General features: G+C 62.9%; 22 protein-coding genes. 2 read left to right on the top strand and 20 right to left on the bottom strand.

The genetic code is table 11. From position 1 onward, the window contains the following. Positions 1 to 12: 12 nt before the first annotated feature. From ptsP to AC1DNF_RS27325, 5 genes are all read right to left on the bottom strand, one after another. Positions 13 to 1,821 carry a phosphoenolpyruvate--protein phosphotransferase gene (gene ptsP, locus AC1DNF_RS27305; RefSeq protein ID WP_478151788.1) on the bottom strand — a complete coding sequence of 603 codons (1,809 nt, stop codon included), beginning with the start codon at positions 1,819 to 1,821 and terminating at the stop codon, positions 13 to 15. After that, complete coding sequence (locus AC1DNF_RS27310) at positions 1,818 to 2,087, bottom strand: HPr family phosphocarrier protein (RefSeq protein WP_478151789.1); 270 nt, start codon at positions 2,085 to 2,087, stop codon at positions 1,818 to 1,820. The genes ptsP and AC1DNF_RS27310 overlap by 4 nt, the downstream gene beginning before the upstream one ends. Beyond that, positions 2,056 to 2,511 (bottom strand): PTS sugar transporter subunit IIA, encoded by a 456-nt coding sequence (locus AC1DNF_RS27315; RefSeq protein WP_478151790.1) that lies wholly within the window; start codon positions 2,509 to 2,511, stop codon positions 2,056 to 2,058. Before AC1DNF_RS27315 ends, AC1DNF_RS27310 begins: the two co-directional genes overlap by 32 nt. 157 nt (positions 2,512 to 2,668) lie before the next feature. Continuing rightward, positions 2,669 to 3,205 (bottom strand): hypothetical protein, encoded by a 537-nt coding sequence (locus AC1DNF_RS27320; protein WP_478151792.1) that lies wholly within the window; start codon positions 3,203 to 3,205, stop codon positions 2,669 to 2,671. A gap of 49 nt (positions 3,206 to 3,254) precedes the next feature. After that, complete coding sequence (locus tag AC1DNF_RS27325) at positions 3,255 to 3,959, bottom strand: DUF4197 domain-containing protein (RefSeq protein WP_478151793.1); 705 nt, start codon at positions 3,957 to 3,959, stop codon at positions 3,255 to 3,257. A gap of 14 nt (positions 3,960 to 3,973) precedes the next feature. Between AC1DNF_RS27325 and AC1DNF_RS27330 the strand changes: the two genes are divergently transcribed. Both AC1DNF_RS27330 and AC1DNF_RS27335 read left to right on the top strand, forming a co-directional pair. Next, positions 3,974 to 4,471: a TlpA family protein disulfide reductase gene (locus AC1DNF_RS27330; RefSeq protein WP_478151794.1), complete on the top strand. Its 498-nt coding sequence runs from the start codon at positions 3,974 to 3,976 to the stop codon at positions 4,469 to 4,471. A 260-nt stretch (positions 4,472 to 4,731) separates the two neighbouring features. Then, positions 4,732 to 5,313, top strand: a complete 582-nt coding sequence (locus tag AC1DNF_RS27335) for a GNAT family N-acetyltransferase (RefSeq protein WP_478151795.1) — start codon at positions 4,732 to 4,734, stop codon at positions 5,311 to 5,313. A gap of 41 nt (positions 5,314 to 5,354) precedes the next feature. Here the strand turns inward: AC1DNF_RS27335 and AC1DNF_RS27340 are convergent, their stop codons facing one another. The 15 genes from AC1DNF_RS27340 to AC1DNF_RS27410 all read right to left on the bottom strand — a co-directional run. Continuing rightward, positions 5,355 to 5,861, bottom strand: coding sequence for a redoxin family protein (locus AC1DNF_RS27340; RefSeq protein WP_478151796.1), 507 nt, complete (start codon positions 5,859 to 5,861; stop codon positions 5,355 to 5,357). Positions 5,862 to 5,932: 71 nt separating this feature from the next. After that, positions 5,933 to 6,202 (bottom strand): 30S ribosomal protein S17, encoded by a 270-nt coding sequence (gene rpsQ, locus AC1DNF_RS27345; protein WP_478151797.1) that lies wholly within the window; start codon positions 6,200 to 6,202, stop codon positions 5,933 to 5,935. Positions 6,203 to 6,211: 9 nt separating this feature from the next. Continuing rightward, the gene (gene rpmC, locus AC1DNF_RS27350) at positions 6,212 to 6,421 is read right to left on the bottom strand and encodes a 50S ribosomal protein L29 (protein ID WP_478151803.1); all 210 of its coding nucleotides are present in this window, start codon (positions 6,419 to 6,421) and stop codon (positions 6,212 to 6,214) included. A gap of 60 nt (positions 6,422 to 6,481) precedes the next feature. Continuing rightward, complete coding sequence (gene rplP, locus AC1DNF_RS27355) at positions 6,482 to 6,898, bottom strand: 50S ribosomal protein L16 (RefSeq protein WP_028250943.1); 417 nt, start codon at positions 6,896 to 6,898, stop codon at positions 6,482 to 6,484. Between the two features lie 29 nt (positions 6,899 to 6,927). Then, positions 6,928 to 7,866 (bottom strand): 30S ribosomal protein S3, encoded by a 939-nt coding sequence (gene rpsC, locus AC1DNF_RS27360; RefSeq protein ID WP_478151798.1) that lies wholly within the window; start codon positions 7,864 to 7,866, stop codon positions 6,928 to 6,930. Positions 7,867 to 7,882: 16 nt separating this feature from the next. Further along, positions 7,883 to 8,215: a 50S ribosomal protein L22 gene (rplV, locus tag AC1DNF_RS27365; RefSeq protein ID WP_007838134.1), complete on the bottom strand. Its 333-nt coding sequence runs from the start codon at positions 8,213 to 8,215 to the stop codon at positions 7,883 to 7,885. Positions 8,216 to 8,224: 9 nt separating this feature from the next. Beyond that, positions 8,225 to 8,503, bottom strand: coding sequence for a 30S ribosomal protein S19 (gene rpsS / locus AC1DNF_RS27370; protein ID WP_007838132.1), 279 nt, complete (start codon positions 8,501 to 8,503; stop codon positions 8,225 to 8,227). A 10-nt stretch (positions 8,504 to 8,513) separates the two neighbouring features. Beyond that, on the bottom strand, positions 8,514 to 9,338 hold the full coding sequence (rplB, locus tag AC1DNF_RS27375) for a 50S ribosomal protein L2 (RefSeq protein ID WP_028250945.1): 825 nt from the start codon (positions 9,336 to 9,338) through the stop codon (positions 8,514 to 8,516). A gap of 2 nt (positions 9,339 to 9,340) precedes the next feature. Beyond that, positions 9,341 to 9,667, bottom strand: a complete 327-nt coding sequence (rplW, locus tag AC1DNF_RS27380; RefSeq protein ID WP_478151804.1) for a 50S ribosomal protein L23 — start codon at positions 9,665 to 9,667, stop codon at positions 9,341 to 9,343. Between the two features lie 5 nt (positions 9,668 to 9,672). After that, entirely contained in the window at positions 9,673 to 10,293 is a 621-nt protein-coding gene (gene rplD / locus AC1DNF_RS27385; protein ID WP_478151799.1) for a 50S ribosomal protein L4, read from the bottom strand. Further along, complete coding sequence (gene rplC / locus AC1DNF_RS27390) at positions 10,293 to 10,973, bottom strand: 50S ribosomal protein L3 (protein WP_478151800.1); 681 nt, start codon at positions 10,971 to 10,973, stop codon at positions 10,293 to 10,295. The genes rplD and rplC overlap by 1 nt, the downstream gene beginning before the upstream one ends. A gap of 189 nt (positions 10,974 to 11,162) precedes the next feature. Then, entirely contained in the window at positions 11,163 to 11,552 is a 390-nt protein-coding gene (locus AC1DNF_RS27395) for a hypothetical protein (RefSeq protein ID WP_478151801.1), read from the bottom strand. A 155-nt stretch (positions 11,553 to 11,707) separates the two neighbouring features. After that, a complete protein-coding gene (locus tag AC1DNF_RS27400) occupies positions 11,708 to 13,288 on the bottom strand; it encodes a hypothetical protein (protein ID WP_478151802.1) in 1,581 nt (526 codons plus the stop codon). A 127-nt stretch (positions 13,289 to 13,415) separates the two neighbouring features. Next, on the bottom strand, positions 13,416 to 13,730 hold the full coding sequence (gene rpsJ / locus AC1DNF_RS27405) for a 30S ribosomal protein S10 (RefSeq protein ID WP_028250951.1): 315 nt from the start codon (positions 13,728 to 13,730) through the stop codon (positions 13,416 to 13,418). A gap of 23 nt (positions 13,731 to 13,753) precedes the next feature. After that, positions 13,754 to 13,911, bottom strand: a 158-nt coding sequence (locus AC1DNF_RS27410; RefSeq protein WP_478151805.1) for an EF-Tu C-terminal domain-related protein, incomplete at its 5' end; no start/stop codon positions are given.

Raw genomic sequence — 13,911 nt, forward strand, 5'->3', positions numbered from 1 at the left:
AGCGAGCACCCGTCACTGCTCGCGCACCAGCGCCGCAGCCGGGTCGTCGGCCTCGATCACCTCCCGCGCCCAGGCTTCGAGCTTGCTGGTGTCCGCGCGCAGCACCTCCTGCTTGACGGCGAGGATCTGCGAGGGATGCATCGAGAAGCTGCGCAGGCCCATTCCCAGCAGCAGGCGCGTGAATGCGACGTCGCCGGCCATCTCGCCGCAGACGCTCACGCCCTTGCCCTGTCGGCGGCACTCGGCAATGGTGTCGGCGACCAGGCGCAAAACGGCGGGGTGGGCCGGATCGTAGAGATGGGCCACCGATTCATCCGCGCGGTCGATCGCCAGCGTGTACTGGATCAGATCGTTGGTGCCGATCGACAGGAAGTCGAAGTGCTTCAGGAAGGTCTTGAGCGTCAGCGCGGCAGCGGGAATCTCGATCATCGCGCCGAGCTTCACGTTGCCGTAGGGCACGCCACGGTTGTCGAGTTCGGCGCGCGCGAAGTCGATCAGCGAAAGCGTCTGGCGGATCTCGCTGGCGTGCGCGAGCATCGGGATCAGCAGATGAATCTCCCCGTGCACCGCGGCGCGCAGGATGGCCCGCAACTGCGTGAGGAACATGGCCGGGTCGGCCAGGCTCCAGCGAATCGCGCGCAGGCCCAGGGCCGGATTCAGGTGCGAGTCGTCGCGCACCGATTTGCCGTCGAGCGACTTGTCGGCGCCGACGTCGATGGTGCGGATCGTCACCGGCATGCCTTGCATGCCCTCGACGGCGCGCCGATAGGCCTGGTACTGCTCTTCCTCATCGGGCAGGCGCGTGAGGCGCTGCGCCTCGCGGCCCATGAACAGGAACTCGCTGCGGAACAGACCGACGCCGACCGCACCGGCCTTGACCGCACCGGCGGTGTCTTCGGGCATCTCGATGTTGGCGAGCAGATCGACGCGCTGGCCATCGAGCGTGATGGCGGGCTTGTGGCGCAACCTGGAGAGCCGTCCGCGCTCGAGATCGCCCTGCCGCTGCTTGAAGCCGTATTCGGCCAGGATGATCGGCGACGGGTCGACGATCATCACGCCGGTGTCGCCGTCGATGATCACCCAGTCGTCCTGCCGCACCAACTGGCTCGCGCTGCGGGCACCGACCACGGCCGGGATGTCCATGCTTCGCGCAACGATCGCGGTGTGTGACGTGCGTCCGCCGACATCGGTGACGAAGCCCGCGAACACGCTCTTCTTGAACTGCAGCATGTCGGCCGGCGACAGGTCGTGCGCGATCAGCACGAGTGGCGCGTCAATGGCATCGCTCGTGGTCGGGTCGGATTGATCGTCGTCGTCCTGCTCGGCCGCGCGCCTGCGCCTGGGCGGCGTCGGGGCCAGAACCGCCGCTGTTCCCTTCATGCGATGCAGCAGCCGCTCCACCACCTGCTCGAGGTCGGCCTTGCGCTCTCGGAGGTACTCATCCTCCATCTCGTCGAACTGGCGCGCGATCACCTCGAGCTGGGTGGTCAGGGCCCATTCGGCGTTGTAGAGCCGTTCGACGATCCAGTGCTTGACGCCACCGGTCAGGACCTCGTCCTGCAGGAGCATCTGGTGCACTTCGAGCAGCGCGGAGAGTTCGTGCGGGGCGTCGTTGGGGCCCATCAGCGCGACGCTGGCCTGCAGCTTGAGCAACTCCTCGGCAACCGCGTTGCGCGCGGAGCGCACGCGCTCGATCTCGCTTTCGATCTCTTCCGGCTTGATGAAGTAGTGCGCGACGTCGATGCGGCTCGAAACCACGAGCACCGCGCGGCCGATGGCGATGCCACGAGCGACGGGGAGTCCGTGGACTGCGAAGGTCATTCGCCTTCTCCGAATTTGTCGTTCATCAGGGCGACGATGGCGTCCATGGCCTCCTGCTCCCGCTCGCCGATGGTTTCGATTTCAACTGTCACGCCGAGGCCGGCGGCCAGCATCATCACGCCCATGATGCTCTTGGCATTGACGCGACGGTCGCCGCGCGCGAGCCACACCTCGCACGGGAAGCTGCCGGCGAGCTTGGTGAGTTTGGCCGAGGCGCGTGCATGCAGGCCCAGCTTATTGCTGATGGTCACGGATGTCTTGGTCACTGTGCTTTCTTCTTGCTTGATTCTGCGGCGCCGCCACCGCCACCTGCATCACGCCAGCGGTGCCGCCTGTGACGGCACGCTGCACCAGGGTGTCGAGCGGTTCGTTCCGGTAGCTCACCGCGCGCAGCAGCATCGGCAGGTTGACGCCGGCCACCAGCCGGGAGTGGATGCCGTCGACCAGCTTCTGGGCGACGTTGCAGGGTGTGGCACCGAACACGTCGGCCAGGACGAGCACCTGCGAGCGCGGCGTGCGCTGGAGCTGCGCCAGTGTGATGCGCGCGGCGGCCAGCGTTTCTTCCGGTGAAACGTTGGGCAGCACATCCAGCGCGACGATCGCCGCCTCGCTGTCCGGGAACACATGCAACGCGCATTGCCGCAATGCCTGAGCGAGCGGGGAATGGGCGATGATGAAGATGCTGTTCATACGGGTGGAGGTGCCTGCTGCCGATTATGCGGGGCGGCCACCGGAAGGCGAAATGGGCCCCGATGCGGCTGCCGGGTCTCACCCTGTGTTTGTACGCCGGGCGCGCTGTCTCCGCCAGCCCAGCGGATGACGCCATGGCGGCGACGGGCCTGCAGACTCATGGCAGGTGCAGACCTTCGAAGAAGGCGGCCACGGCCTCGGCCGACGAAGGCTTGCCGATCACGGTCGCCTGGTACAGCGCCACGCCGCCAGTGCGCTGCTGCGCGAACCAGAGTATGTGGGTTGGGGCGCCTTTTCCGTCGACGGCTGGAGCATCGAGCCTTGCCGGCGCCGGCAAGGCTGCCGCGCGAGGCAAGGTGGCCTCAGTCTCGACGACCGGTGCACTCGCCAGCTGTGCGCGCGTCGCCGCGCGCCATGCCCGCATCCAGCCCTCAGCCTGTGTCGCGCTGCTGGCCGTGGCGTGCGCCACGGCGAAGACGGCCCCGCCGGCCTCGCACCCCGCCATGTCCACCGCGACCGATTCGGCGCCCAGCGGCAGCTGCCGCGTTGCGCGATCGGGCTTGCAGGGCAGGAGCACGACGAGGCCTTCGTCTCCAATCGGCACTTCGCGCCAGTTGAATGTGGGGCTGCAGGCGGCGAAGGCGGTGGCAGCCAGGGCAAGAACCGCGAGGCGAATGTGGGGCAGGAGTGACATCGGAAGCGCGATTATCGGACCGCCTTCCGGCGGCGCAGTCGCGCCCAGATCAACGCAAGGCGCCAAACACCTTCTGCAGGATGGCGCTGCCGCTGCCGACCGGGTCCTGGCGGATCTTGCGTTCTTCCTCGCCGATGATCAGGTACAGGCCGTCTAGCGTCTTGCCCGTGACATAGCGCTGGATGTTGGCGTCTTCCTTTTTCACCAACCCGAAGCCGGCTGCCTTGTCGGCGATGCGGTTGTATTTTTCGGCCAGGCTGACCTTCAGCGTCGCGGCCGTGACCACTGGAAGGAAGCGCTCGGTGAGAGGTGCGCGGGTCTTTGAGGCGAAAAACTGGGTGACGGAAGTGTCTCCGCCCGTCAGTATTCCTTTCGCGTCCGCGACGCTCGTGGTGCGCACCGCGTTCACCAACAGGTCCTTGCCCGCGGGTACCGCCTGCTCGGCCGCGCGATTCATGGCGGTGACGAGTTCGTCGATCCGGCCGCCCTGCCCGATCATGCGCAGCATCTTGGCTCCATCCTCAAGATAGCCTGGCAACGGAATTCGTACCTTGGGATTGCCAAGGAATCCGTCTTCACGACCAAGCAAGCTGACGGCAACTGTGGCGCCTTTCTCCAGCGCAGCCTTCAACCCTTGCGACGCGTCGGCCGACGTGAGATCGCCCAGTGTCAGGGCCGCCGCGCGCTGCGCGGCAAGAAAAAACAGCGCGCTAGGCGCGATCAGGCAGGCGGAACTAAAATTGCGACGGTCCATTGATTGGTTCTCCCATGAAAAAAGTCATCTATGTTGCCGCAACCGCGATTGCCCTGGCCGTCGGCGTCGGCGTTTACATGAGCACGGGAGTATCGGCTGCGCCGGCGTCGACCTTCGTGCTCCTCGACGGTAGCAAGAAGAGCACCGAAGACCTCAAGGGCAAGGTCACGCTGGTCAATTTCTGGGCCACGAGTTGCGTCACCTGCGTGGGAGAAATGCCCAAGGTGATCGCAACCTACGATAAGTACAAGGACCAAGGCTACGACACGCTCGCCGTGGCCATGAGCTACGACCCGCCGAGTTATGTGGTCAACTTTGCCGAGACACGCAAGCTGCCTTTTAAGGTTGCCATCGACAACACAGGCTCGGTGGCGCAGGCATGGGGCGACGTGAAGCTCACGCCGACCACCTATCTCGTCAACAAGCGCGGCGAGATTGTCAAGCGCTATGTCGGTGAGCCCGACTTTGCCGAGCTGCACAAGCTGATCGAGAAGTTGCTCGCCGAAGCCTGAGAGGCTGGATCTTGAACGGAGGGGCAAGGCGGTCCGGCCGGCATTGGGACGCGTCCCATGACCGCCCGGGATAACCCCCTAGTACAGTTGTTGCCGGATTTTGCTAATCTGCGCGTTCCGCAGCGCCGCAGATCCCCTCCGATGACCCACTGCTTCGAGCCCTCCACGCGCGGCGTCACGTGGGAGGGCGCGAATCCAGGCCAACGCGCGTCAGGAATTGGCAGGCGAGGTCTTGACCGGCAAGTCACGACGCTGCAAGCATGAGTTTCTCGGTTTCACGACCGCTGCCGCTGGCCGATACCCCTGCCGTTGTGCTGACGACACCGGACACGGCGCACGAGTTGGAGGCGACCCGCGCGATCCTCCGTGACTACGCGGCTTCGCTCGGCATCGATCTTGGCTTTCAAGATTTCGAGGGCGAGCTTGCGAGCCTGCCCGGGGAGTACGCGGAGCCCAGGGGCGCGTTGCTCCTGGCGTTGATGGACGCGGCCGAATGCACGACGGCAGCCGGAGCGGCGCCGCTTCAACTACCCTCTGGACGTCTCGCCCACGTCGCGGGTTGCTGCGCGTTGCGGCCCCTGGATACAGCCGACTATCCCAACGCCGCCGAGATGAAACGCCTGTACGTGCGACCAGCCTTCCGGGGCATGGGTCTCGGCCGCCAACTGGTGGAAGCCATTCTCGATGTTGCGCGCGGTGCCGGCTATGCCTGCGTTCTGCTCGATACACTGGATGACATGGAGTCGGCGCGAGCACTCTACGAAGATCTGAACTTCGTGGAAGTGCCACCCTACTATCACAATCCGATTGCCGGGTCGCATTACCTCAAAGCGGATTTGTAGGGCGCGGACACACTCCGAGGGACGTGCGCCCGCAAGGGCGACTAGCCTCGCGCCTGCGCCAGGAGCGTGTCGGCGTCGCTGACCTCGAACTTCCCGGGGGCCTCGACATTGAGCGTGACGACCTTGCCATCCTTCACGAGCATCGAGTAGCGATTGCTGCGCAGGCCCATCCCGCGGCCGGTCAAGTCGAGCGTGAGGCCCGTGGCGTTGGCGAAAGCAGCGCTGCCGTCGGCCAGCATGCGGACCTTGGTCCCCGTCTTCTGGTCGCGCGCCCAGGCGCCCATCACGAATGCATCGTTCACGCTCACACACCAGATTTCGTCCACGCCAGCGGCCTTGAAGTCATCGAAATGTTGTACGTAACCGGGTACGTGTTTGGCCGAGCAGGTCGGCGTGAAGGCGCCCGGCAACGCGAAGAGCGCGATAGTCTTGCCTGCGGCCGCCTTGGTCACTTCGACCGGATTCGGGCCGATGCTGCAGCCTTCGCCCTCGACCTCGGAATATTCCTGCAGAGTCACCGGTGGAAGGGTGTCGCCAATTTTGATCATATGAAGTGCTCCTGAAAAAGAAAACGGCCCACATTGTGGGCCGCTTTTGATTTGGCTGTTGTCGCCTGGGATCAGACCATCACGGCCTTTTCGACCAAGCGGGTGACGACCCAGTTCTTGGTCTTCGAGATCGGCCGGCTTTCGGTGATCTCGATCGTGTCGCCCAACTTGTACTCGCCCTTTTCATCGTGCGCGTGGTACTTGCTGGTCTTGGCCACGATCTTGCCGTAGAGCTCGTGCTTCACACGACGCTCGACCAACACTGTCACGGTCTTCTCACGCTTGTCGCTGACCACCTTGCCGATCAAGGTGCGCTTGAGGGATCTTTTAGCTTCCGTCATGTTCACTCCTTACTTGGCGGCTTGGGTTTCTTGCTGCTTCTGCGCAAGAATGGTCTTGGCACGCGCGATGTCGCGACGTGTGACGCGCAGCGTCGACGTGTTCGACAGCTGCTGCGTGGCTTTCTGCATGCGCAGGCCGAAATGAGCCTTCTGCAGATCCTTGATTTCGGTCTGCAGGCCGCCGACATCCTTGTCGCGCAGCGTTGCGGCCTTCGACACCTTGACCGGCTTGGCCGCGGCGTCCTTCTTCTTACGTGTTGCCATCAGTGTTCTCCTCGATCAGGCGCCGAGCTGGCGCGCGACGAAGGTGGTGCGCAGCGGCAGCTTGGCAGCAGCCAGGCGGAACGCTTCGCGTGCGAGCTCTTCGGGGACTCCGACGATCTCGTAGATCACCTTGCCGGGCTGAATTTCAGCGACGTAGTACTCGGGGTTGCCCTTGCCGTTACCCATCCGCACTTCTGCGGGCTTGTGGGAGATCGGCTTGTCGGGGAACACGCGAATCCAGATGCGGCCACCGCGCTTGACGTGACGCGAGATCGCGCGCCGTGCGGCTTCGATCTGGCGCGCCGTCAGGCGGCCGCGGTCGATCGACTTCAGGCCGAAGTCACCGAACGACACTGCGTTGCCGCGTGTCGCGATGCCGGTGTTGCGGCCCTTTTGTTCCTTGCGGAACTTTCTGCGTGCAGGTTGCAGCATGTTTTCTTACTCCGTGGATCTAAGACCGATCACTCGGTCTTGGCACCGTCAGCTGCTGCAGCTGGCGCGGCTTTGCGGACGCGCTTAACGGCGGGTTTCGGGGCTTCAGCAGATCCTGGCGCGCCAGGGGCGGCACCAGTGGCTTCTGCGGGTTTGTCGCTGCCATCGGCCGGAGCGACGTTGCCGCCGATCGGGCCGCGGGCACCGGCGCGAGGGCCGGGGCCTGGGCCGCGACGGTCGGAGCCGGGACGATCGCCACCGGGGCGACCATCGCGACGCGGACCACGCGGGCGACGCTCTTCGTCGGGACGCGGCGTCTCGACGGCAGGCAGGTCATTGCGCCCCAGCGTATCGCCCTTGTAGACCCAGACCTTGACGCCGATGACGCCATAGGTGGTCTTGGCCTCCGAGGTGCCGTAGTCAATGTCGGCGCGCAGCGTGTGAAGCGGCACGCGACCTTCGCGGTACCACTCGGTGCGTGCGATTTCGATGCCGTTCAGACGACCCGCCGACATGATCTTGATGCCTTGGGCACCCAGACGCATGGCGTTCTGCATCGCACGCTTCATCGCGCGGCGGAACATGATCCGCTTCTCGAGCTGCTGCGTGATGCTGTCGGCGATCAGTTGGGCATCGATTTCAGGCTTGCGCACTTCCTCGATGTTCACTGCGACCGGCACACCCAGCTGCTTGCCGAGCTCGCGCTTGAGGTTTTCGATGTCTTCGCCCTTCTTGCCGATCACGACGCCCGGACGTGCCGAGTAGATCGTGATACGGGCGTTCTTGGCGGGACGCTCAATCAGCACGCGCGAAACGGATGCGTTCTTGAGCTTCTTCTTCAGGTACTCGCGCACCTTGATGTCTTCGGCCAGCATGCCCGCGAAGTCACGGTTGCTTGCGTACCAGCGGCTGGACCAGTTACGGGTGACCGCGAGGCGGAACCCGGTTGGGTGGATTTTCTGTCCCATATTTCTTCCAGGCCTCTTAGTTGCCAACCGTCACGTACACATGGCACGTGGGCTTGCTGATGCGGTTGCCGCGACCCTTGGCGCGCGCGGTGAAGCGCTTGAGCGTGGCACCTTGCTCGACATAGATCGTCTTGACCTTCAGTTCGTCGATGTCGGCACCGTCGTTGTGCTCGGCGTTGGCAATCGCCGACTCGAGCACCTTCTTGATGATCACAGCGGCCTTTTTCTGCGTGAATTGCAGAACGTTGAGCGCTTGGTCAACCTTCTTGCCGCGAATCAGATCGGCGACCAGCCGGCCCTTGTCGACCGAGAGGCGGACGCCGCGGAGGACTGCACGTGTTTCAGACATGGTCGTTCCTTACTTCTTCTGGACTTTCTTGTCCGCGGGGTGCCCCTTGAAAGTACGCGTGAGCGCAAATTCGCCGAGCTTGTGGCCGACCATCTGGTCGGTAATGTAGACAGGCACGTGCTGCTTGCCGTTGTGCACTGCAATGGTCAGGCCGATGAACTCGGGCAAGACCATCGAGCGGCGCGACCAGGTCTTGATCGGCTTCTTGTCCTTGGTGGTCACTGCCTTGTCGGCCTTGGCCACCAGGTGATGGTCGACGAATGGACCCTTTTTGAGAGAGCGAGTCATTTGCTATCCCTTACTTCTTGCGACGCGACACGATGAAGACTTGCGTGCGCTTGTTGTTACGGGTGCGATAACCCTTGGTCAGATTGCCCCATGGATCGACAGGATGGCGACCTTCGCCGGTCTTGCCTTCACCGCCACCATGCGGGTGGTCGACGGGGTTCATCACCACACCGCGAACGGTCGGGCGAATACCCATCCAGCGCTTCACACCGGCCTTGCCGAGTTGGCGCAGGCTGTGTTCTTCGTTGGCGACTTCACCGATGGTTGCGCGACACTCCACGTGAACGCGGCGAACCTCACCCGAACGCATGCGGACCTGGGCATAGACGCCTTCACGGGCCAGCAAGGTGGCTGACGTACCGGCCGAACGAGCGATCTGCGCGCCCTTGCCGGGTTGCAGTTCGATGCAGTGGATGGTCGAGCCGACCGGAATGTTGCGAATCGGCAGCGTATTGCCGGCACGAATCGGGGCTTCCGAACCACTCAGCAACGTGGCGCCGGCTTCCAGCCCGCGCGGCGCGATGATGTAGCGGCGCTCACCGTCGGCGTAGCAAACAAGCGCGATGTGGGCGGTGCGGTTCGGGTCGTACTCGATGCGTTCGACCTTGGCCGGAATGCCGTCCTTGTTGCGCACGAAGTCCACCACGCGGTAGTGGTGCTTGTGGCCACCACCCTTGTGACGGGTCGTAATGTGGCCGTTGTTGTTGCGGCCAGCCTTCTGGAATTGCGGTTCCAGCAGCGCAGCGTGCGGCGCACCCTTGTAGAGGTGATCCCGCGAAATCTTCACCGCGCCACGTTGGCCCGGCGAAGTGGGCTTCATTTTGATGACGGCCATGATTAAGCGCCTTCCCCAGCAAGGTTGAGCTCTTGACCGGCCTTGAGCGTCACGTAAGCCTTGCGAACGTTGTCGCGGCGGCCCATGGACTTGCCAAAGCGCTTGGTCTTGCCCTTGGTGTTGAGCACCGACACACCCTGGACCTCGACCTTGAACATCAGTTCAACGGCGGCCTTGATCTCAGGCTTGGTGGCGTCCTGCAACACCTTGAAAGTGACTGCATTCGACTTCTCGCCGACCATCGTTGCCTTTTCGGACACGACCGGAGCGACCAGCACGTTCATCAGGCGACCTTCGTCGAACTGACGTTGCAGCGGAGTTGGGTTCATGCGGCTCATGCGAACATCTCCTTGAGCTTGTCGACGGCACCCTTGGTGACCAGGACCTTCTTGTAGTGGACCAGCGACACCGGATCGGCGTAACGCGGCTCGACCACGAGCACGTTCACCAAGTTGCGCGAAGCCAGGTACAGGTTCTCGTCAACTTCCTCGGCGATCACGAGCACGGACTCGAGATTCATTGCCTTGAACTTGGCGGCAAGCGCCTTGGTCTTGGGCGAGTCGACCTTGATCGAATCGACCACGGCCAGACGGCCTTCACGCGCGAGCTGCGAGAAGATGGCGGCCATGCCAGCGCGGTACATCTTCTTGTTGATCTTTTGCGAGAAGTTTTCGTCAGGCATGTTCGGGAAGATACGACCACCCCCGCGCCACAGGGGCGAGGAAGTCATACCGGCGCGAGCGCGGCCCGTTCCCTTTTGCTTGAAAGGCTTCTTGGTCGAGTGCTTGACCTGCTCGCGATCCTTTTGAGCGCGAGTGCCTTGGCGTGCGTTGGCCTGGAATGCGACAACGATCTGGTGCACCAGATCTTCGTTGTAGTCACGGCCAAACACGGTCTCCGGCGCGTCGTATTTCGACGCAGCCTGACCTTGTTCGTTCAGGAGTTCGAGTTGCATTACTTCGCTCCTTCAGCGGCTTGCGGCTTGACCTTGACGGCCGGACGCACGGTGACGAAGCCACCCCTGGAGCCGGGGATCGCGCCCTTGATCAGGAGCAATTGGCGCGCCTCGTCAATGCGGAATACGGCGAGATTCTGGGTTGTCACGGTGACGTCGCCGAGGTGGCCCGTCATGCGCTTGCCAGGGAACACGCGACCGGGATCCTGCGCCATACCGATGGAACCCGGAACGTTGTGCGAACGGCTGTTGCCGTGCGATGCGCGCTGCGAGCTCATGTTGTGACGCTTGATGGTGCCGGCAAAGCCCTTGCCGATCGAGGTGCCTTGCACGTCGACCTTCTGGCCCACCGCGAACACGCTGCTCACGGCGATCGCACCACCGGCTTTGTGCTGTGCGGCAGCATCGGCGGTGACACGGAATTCCTGGATGATCTCACCAGCCTCGACGCCCGCTTTCGCGAGGTGACCGGCTTCCGGCTTGGTCACGCGCGATGCCTTGCGCGAACCGAACGTCACCTGCAGCGCGACGTAGCCATCCGTCTCTTGGGACTTGATCTGGGTCACACGGTTGTTGGACACATCCACCACCGTGACAGGAACTGCATCCCCGTCATCGGTGAAGAGACGCATCATCCCCACCTTGCGGCCCAGCAACCCGAGGGAGTTGCTCAGACTCATTTGTTTTCTCCAAAAATGGAATCCTCTCCCACCGCTGCCACTTCAATTGGCGACAGCGTTTGGTGTGCGGAAGAAGGTTGATAAAGCTCTAGCCGCTAGCGCCCTCGCGGACGCAAGTTAGGCAGAGCCAAAGATTATAGCCCGGGAAGGATCCGAACTGCAAGACATCCAAGGAGCGGCCCTGAGGGCCTACTTGACCGGCATGGAAAGGATCTTGTCGCCGGAGGGTGTCTGCTTCAATTCACCGCTTGACGGCATGGCCGACGGCGCCTTGCCGACCTGCACGGGAATCGAGGTAGCGCCGGTCACACCGTGCTGCGTCGTGAAGACATTGAGATACGCGATGCCGGCAGCGGCCGGAACAACCCCCACCGTCAAAGTAGTGACCGTGTTGGCCGGCACTGTAGTGAGTGTGGAGGCGCCCACAAGCGACAGGCCCGCATCAACGCTCAGTCGGACCGTGGCTCCTGCGGGGTCTGTGACGCCGTCGAATTTCAATGTAACTGTCGTGGCGGTTCCCGCCAGTGGAGTTGCTTCAATCCTGTAGCTCACGGCAACACCGGAGCTATTCGCCTTCATTGGAGCAGTTGTCATTGATGCGGGCGCCTTTGAATGCTTGGCGGCTCCATGCTTGGCCGCACCGTCGGCGCATGCCATCAAGGGGGCACACATCGCGGCCGTCAGCACGGCAACAACAGCACCCACCTCAAGGCGCGCCCGCGCCGATGAGCATCTCATTGAATGGTGGCGGTCATGCATGAGGATCCGGGTCCCAAGGAGTTATTGAAGTCATTGATCACCAGAATGCTTTCGCCGGCGGGCAGGTTGACCGTTGCGGCTTCACTGGTCCCCAAACCGTCAGCTTGGGCGATCTGGCCCCCACTGTAAACAACGAAATCCGGGTCTGCTCCCGTTGGGCCGACGACCGTGATCGTGTAACTCTTCGCTGTCGGCGCATTGAATTTCAAGTAGACGAAGCTTCCCAGCTTATTCCCGCCAGCACCGGCTTGATTGGTAACGCATGCTGAGTTATTGAGCCCTACCGTCGCCGCCTGGTACATCGGCAGCGCCCTCGGAACACCACCGTCGTTCGCTTCCGCGATCCCGAAAGGATCATTCGCGGCCGCACTGATGCTCTGGCCAACGAGCAACCCCGCCAATACGGACGCGCTGCCGGGGGCGGCTACGTCGAACGCCGCGGTAAAGGGATGAATCGATGTCACGGCCAGCCCGCTCTTGAATGGCCCGGCGAGCGTGTCATGAATCGGCTTGAAGCCGACCTGCTTGTTGAGGTTCCACAGAATGGATTGAATGGAAGCCTCCCTGTACCAGCCGGGGTTGGAAGACACCCCCGCCGACAGGTCGATATTGGAACCCTGGGCTTGGCCTTGTCCGACCGAATCCGTGTAGTTGCTGCGATCCAGTGCGATACCCGACCAAGCATTGCCCCAGCCTTCCGAGAACGCCAGCCGCCGATCTACAAGATCCCCCAAGGAATGGCTGCCTCCCGGGGAATCGTCTCGACTGAACGCTGACTGGTAGTAGTGACCCCACTCGTGGGCAATCACGGAGGCGTCGTACTCATCGGTGTCGACGTTTTCCTTGCCAAGGACATAGATTGCCCGTCCGCTGCTCGTGCTGGTGAAGAACGTGGTTCCGATCTGTCCGAGCGCAGGATCGCCGCTCGCCGGCACATTGTTTACGCTCCAGAATACCTGCAGCGGAGGGAAGACACTGCTTGGCGCCACCGAAAGAACCTTCATTTGGGCGGCGTAGATCGTGTCGAGCACGGCAAAAGGCGCAGCCACTCGCGGCGCGGTGTAGCCCGCCCCACCCCAACCCGAGGGGGCGTTGAGATTGCGGGTGCCCGCGGCAACGCCCGAAGAGAACACAGGTGTTTCCATCGCATAGATGGCGTTCGACTGCGTGTTGTCGCGCACGCTCACGTCCCCGCTCGACCCTGCGCCGCTTTGCGAAAACTGAGCCTTCACCCGAACCATGATCGCCGTACTCGAAGGCACGGAGACTGAATAAGAGCCAGTGGCGTCGGTCGTCGTCGTCGCCACCACTACGGAAGCGCTGTTGAGAACCTCGACGATTGCGCCACGCACCGGCTTGGGGGCGATCGTCGAATAATTCAACGCACCCGTCGTATTTGGAACCGAGTCAAAGGTGGCGACGCCATTCAACGTGACCGTGGTCGCACCCGGCACACCTCCCGTACCGCTTCCGCCACCGCCTCCTCCACCCCCGCAGGCGCCGAGCAGAACCAGAGCGCCGCATGCCACGCCCCGCCAAAACCACTTTCGTTCCATGTTCGCGTCTCTTCGAGAATTCGCAACGGCAAATTGCCGTCTTTCAAGGATGCCACAGCCAAGCCCAAAAGAATTGAAGCCCGCCTGCATTTCTGCAAGCGGGCTTTACGAAGTAAGCCTAGGGGACTTACTGAAGTTTGATCTCGACATCCACGCCGGCCGGCAAGTCGAGCTTCATGAGCGCGTCCACCGTCTTGTCGGTCGGGTCGACGATGTCCATCAGACGCTGGTGCGTGCGGATTTCGAACTGGTCACGGCTCGTCTTGTTGACGTGCGGCGAACGCAGGATGTCGAAACGCTTCATGCGCGTCGGCAGGGGTACGGGACCCTTGACGATGGCGCCCGTGCGCTTGGCGGTGTCCACGATCTCGGCAGCCGACTGGTCAATCAGCTTGTAGTCGAATGCCTTGAGGCGAATGCGGATTTTTTGCTTGGTTGCCATGATGATTCCTTTTCGCGTTCCGATCAGGCGAGGATCTTTGCCACGACGCCCGAGCCCACGGTACGGCCGCCTTCGCGGATCGCAAAGCGCAGGCCTTCTTCCATGGCGATCGGGTTGATCAGCTTCACCGTGATCGACACGTTGTCGCCCGGCATGACCATTTCCTTGTCCGCGGGCAGTT

The sequence above is a fragment of the Variovorax sp. 01T432 genome, from assembly GCF_056398605.1.

Excerpts from the sequence above, each read along its gene's own strand:
- ptsP (WP_478151788.1), bottom strand. The coding sequence starts at position 1,821 with ATGACCTTCGCAGTCCACGGACTCCCCGTCGCTCGTGGCATCGCCATC.
- AC1DNF_RS27315 (WP_478151790.1), bottom strand. The coding sequence starts at position 2,511 with ATGAACAGCATCTTCATCATCGCCCATTCCCCGCTCGCTCAGGCATTG.
- AC1DNF_RS27320 (WP_478151792.1), bottom strand. The coding sequence starts at position 3,205 with ATGTCACTCCTGCCCCACATTCGCCTCGCGGTTCTTGCCCTGGCTGCC.
- AC1DNF_RS27325 (WP_478151793.1), bottom strand. The coding sequence starts at position 3,959 with ATGGACCGTCGCAATTTTAGTTCCGCCTGCCTGATCGCGCCTAGCGCG.
- AC1DNF_RS27330 (WP_478151794.1), top strand. The coding sequence starts at position 3,974 with ATGAAAAAAGTCATCTATGTTGCCGCAACCGCGATTGCCCTGGCCGTC.
- AC1DNF_RS27335 (WP_478151795.1), top strand. The coding sequence starts at position 4,732 with ATGAGTTTCTCGGTTTCACGACCGCTGCCGCTGGCCGATACCCCTGCC.
- AC1DNF_RS27340 (WP_478151796.1), bottom strand. The coding sequence starts at position 5,861 with ATGATCAAAATTGGCGACACCCTTCCACCGGTGACTCTGCAGGAATAT.
- rpsQ (WP_478151797.1), bottom strand. The coding sequence starts at position 6,202 with ATGACGGAAGCTAAAAGATCCCTCAAGCGCACCTTGATCGGCAAGGTG.
- rplP (WP_028250943.1), bottom strand. The coding sequence starts at position 6,898 with ATGCTGCAACCTGCACGCAGAAAGTTCCGCAAGGAACAAAAGGGCCGC.
- rpsC (WP_478151798.1), bottom strand. The coding sequence starts at position 7,866 with ATGGGACAGAAAATCCACCCAACCGGGTTCCGCCTCGCGGTCACCCGT.
- rplV (WP_007838134.1), bottom strand. The coding sequence starts at position 8,215 with ATGTCTGAAACACGTGCAGTCCTCCGCGGCGTCCGCCTCTCGGTCGAC.
- rpsS (WP_007838132.1), bottom strand. The coding sequence starts at position 8,503 with ATGACTCGCTCTCTCAAAAAGGGTCCATTCGTCGACCATCACCTGGTG.
- rplB (WP_028250945.1), bottom strand. The coding sequence starts at position 9,338 with ATGGCCGTCATCAAAATGAAGCCCACTTCGCCGGGCCAACGTGGCGCG.
- rplW (WP_478151804.1), bottom strand. The coding sequence starts at position 9,667 with ATGAACCCAACTCCGCTGCAACGTCAGTTCGACGAAGGTCGCCTGATG.
- rplD (WP_478151799.1), bottom strand. The coding sequence starts at position 10,293 with ATGCAACTCGAACTCCTGAACGAACAAGGTCAGGCTGCGTCGAAATAC.
- rplC (WP_478151800.1), bottom strand. The coding sequence starts at position 10,973 with ATGAGTCTGAGCAACTCCCTCGGGTTGCTGGGCCGCAAGGTGGGGATG.
- AC1DNF_RS27395 (WP_478151801.1), bottom strand. The coding sequence starts at position 11,552 with ATGAAGGCGAATAGCTCCGGTGTTGCCGTGAGCTACAGGATTGAAGCA.
- AC1DNF_RS27400 (WP_478151802.1), bottom strand. The coding sequence starts at position 13,288 with ATGGAACGAAAGTGGTTTTGGCGGGGCGTGGCATGCGGCGCTCTGGTT.
- rpsJ (WP_028250951.1), bottom strand. The coding sequence starts at position 13,730 with ATGGCAACCAAGCAAAAAATCCGCATTCGCCTCAAGGCATTCGACTAC.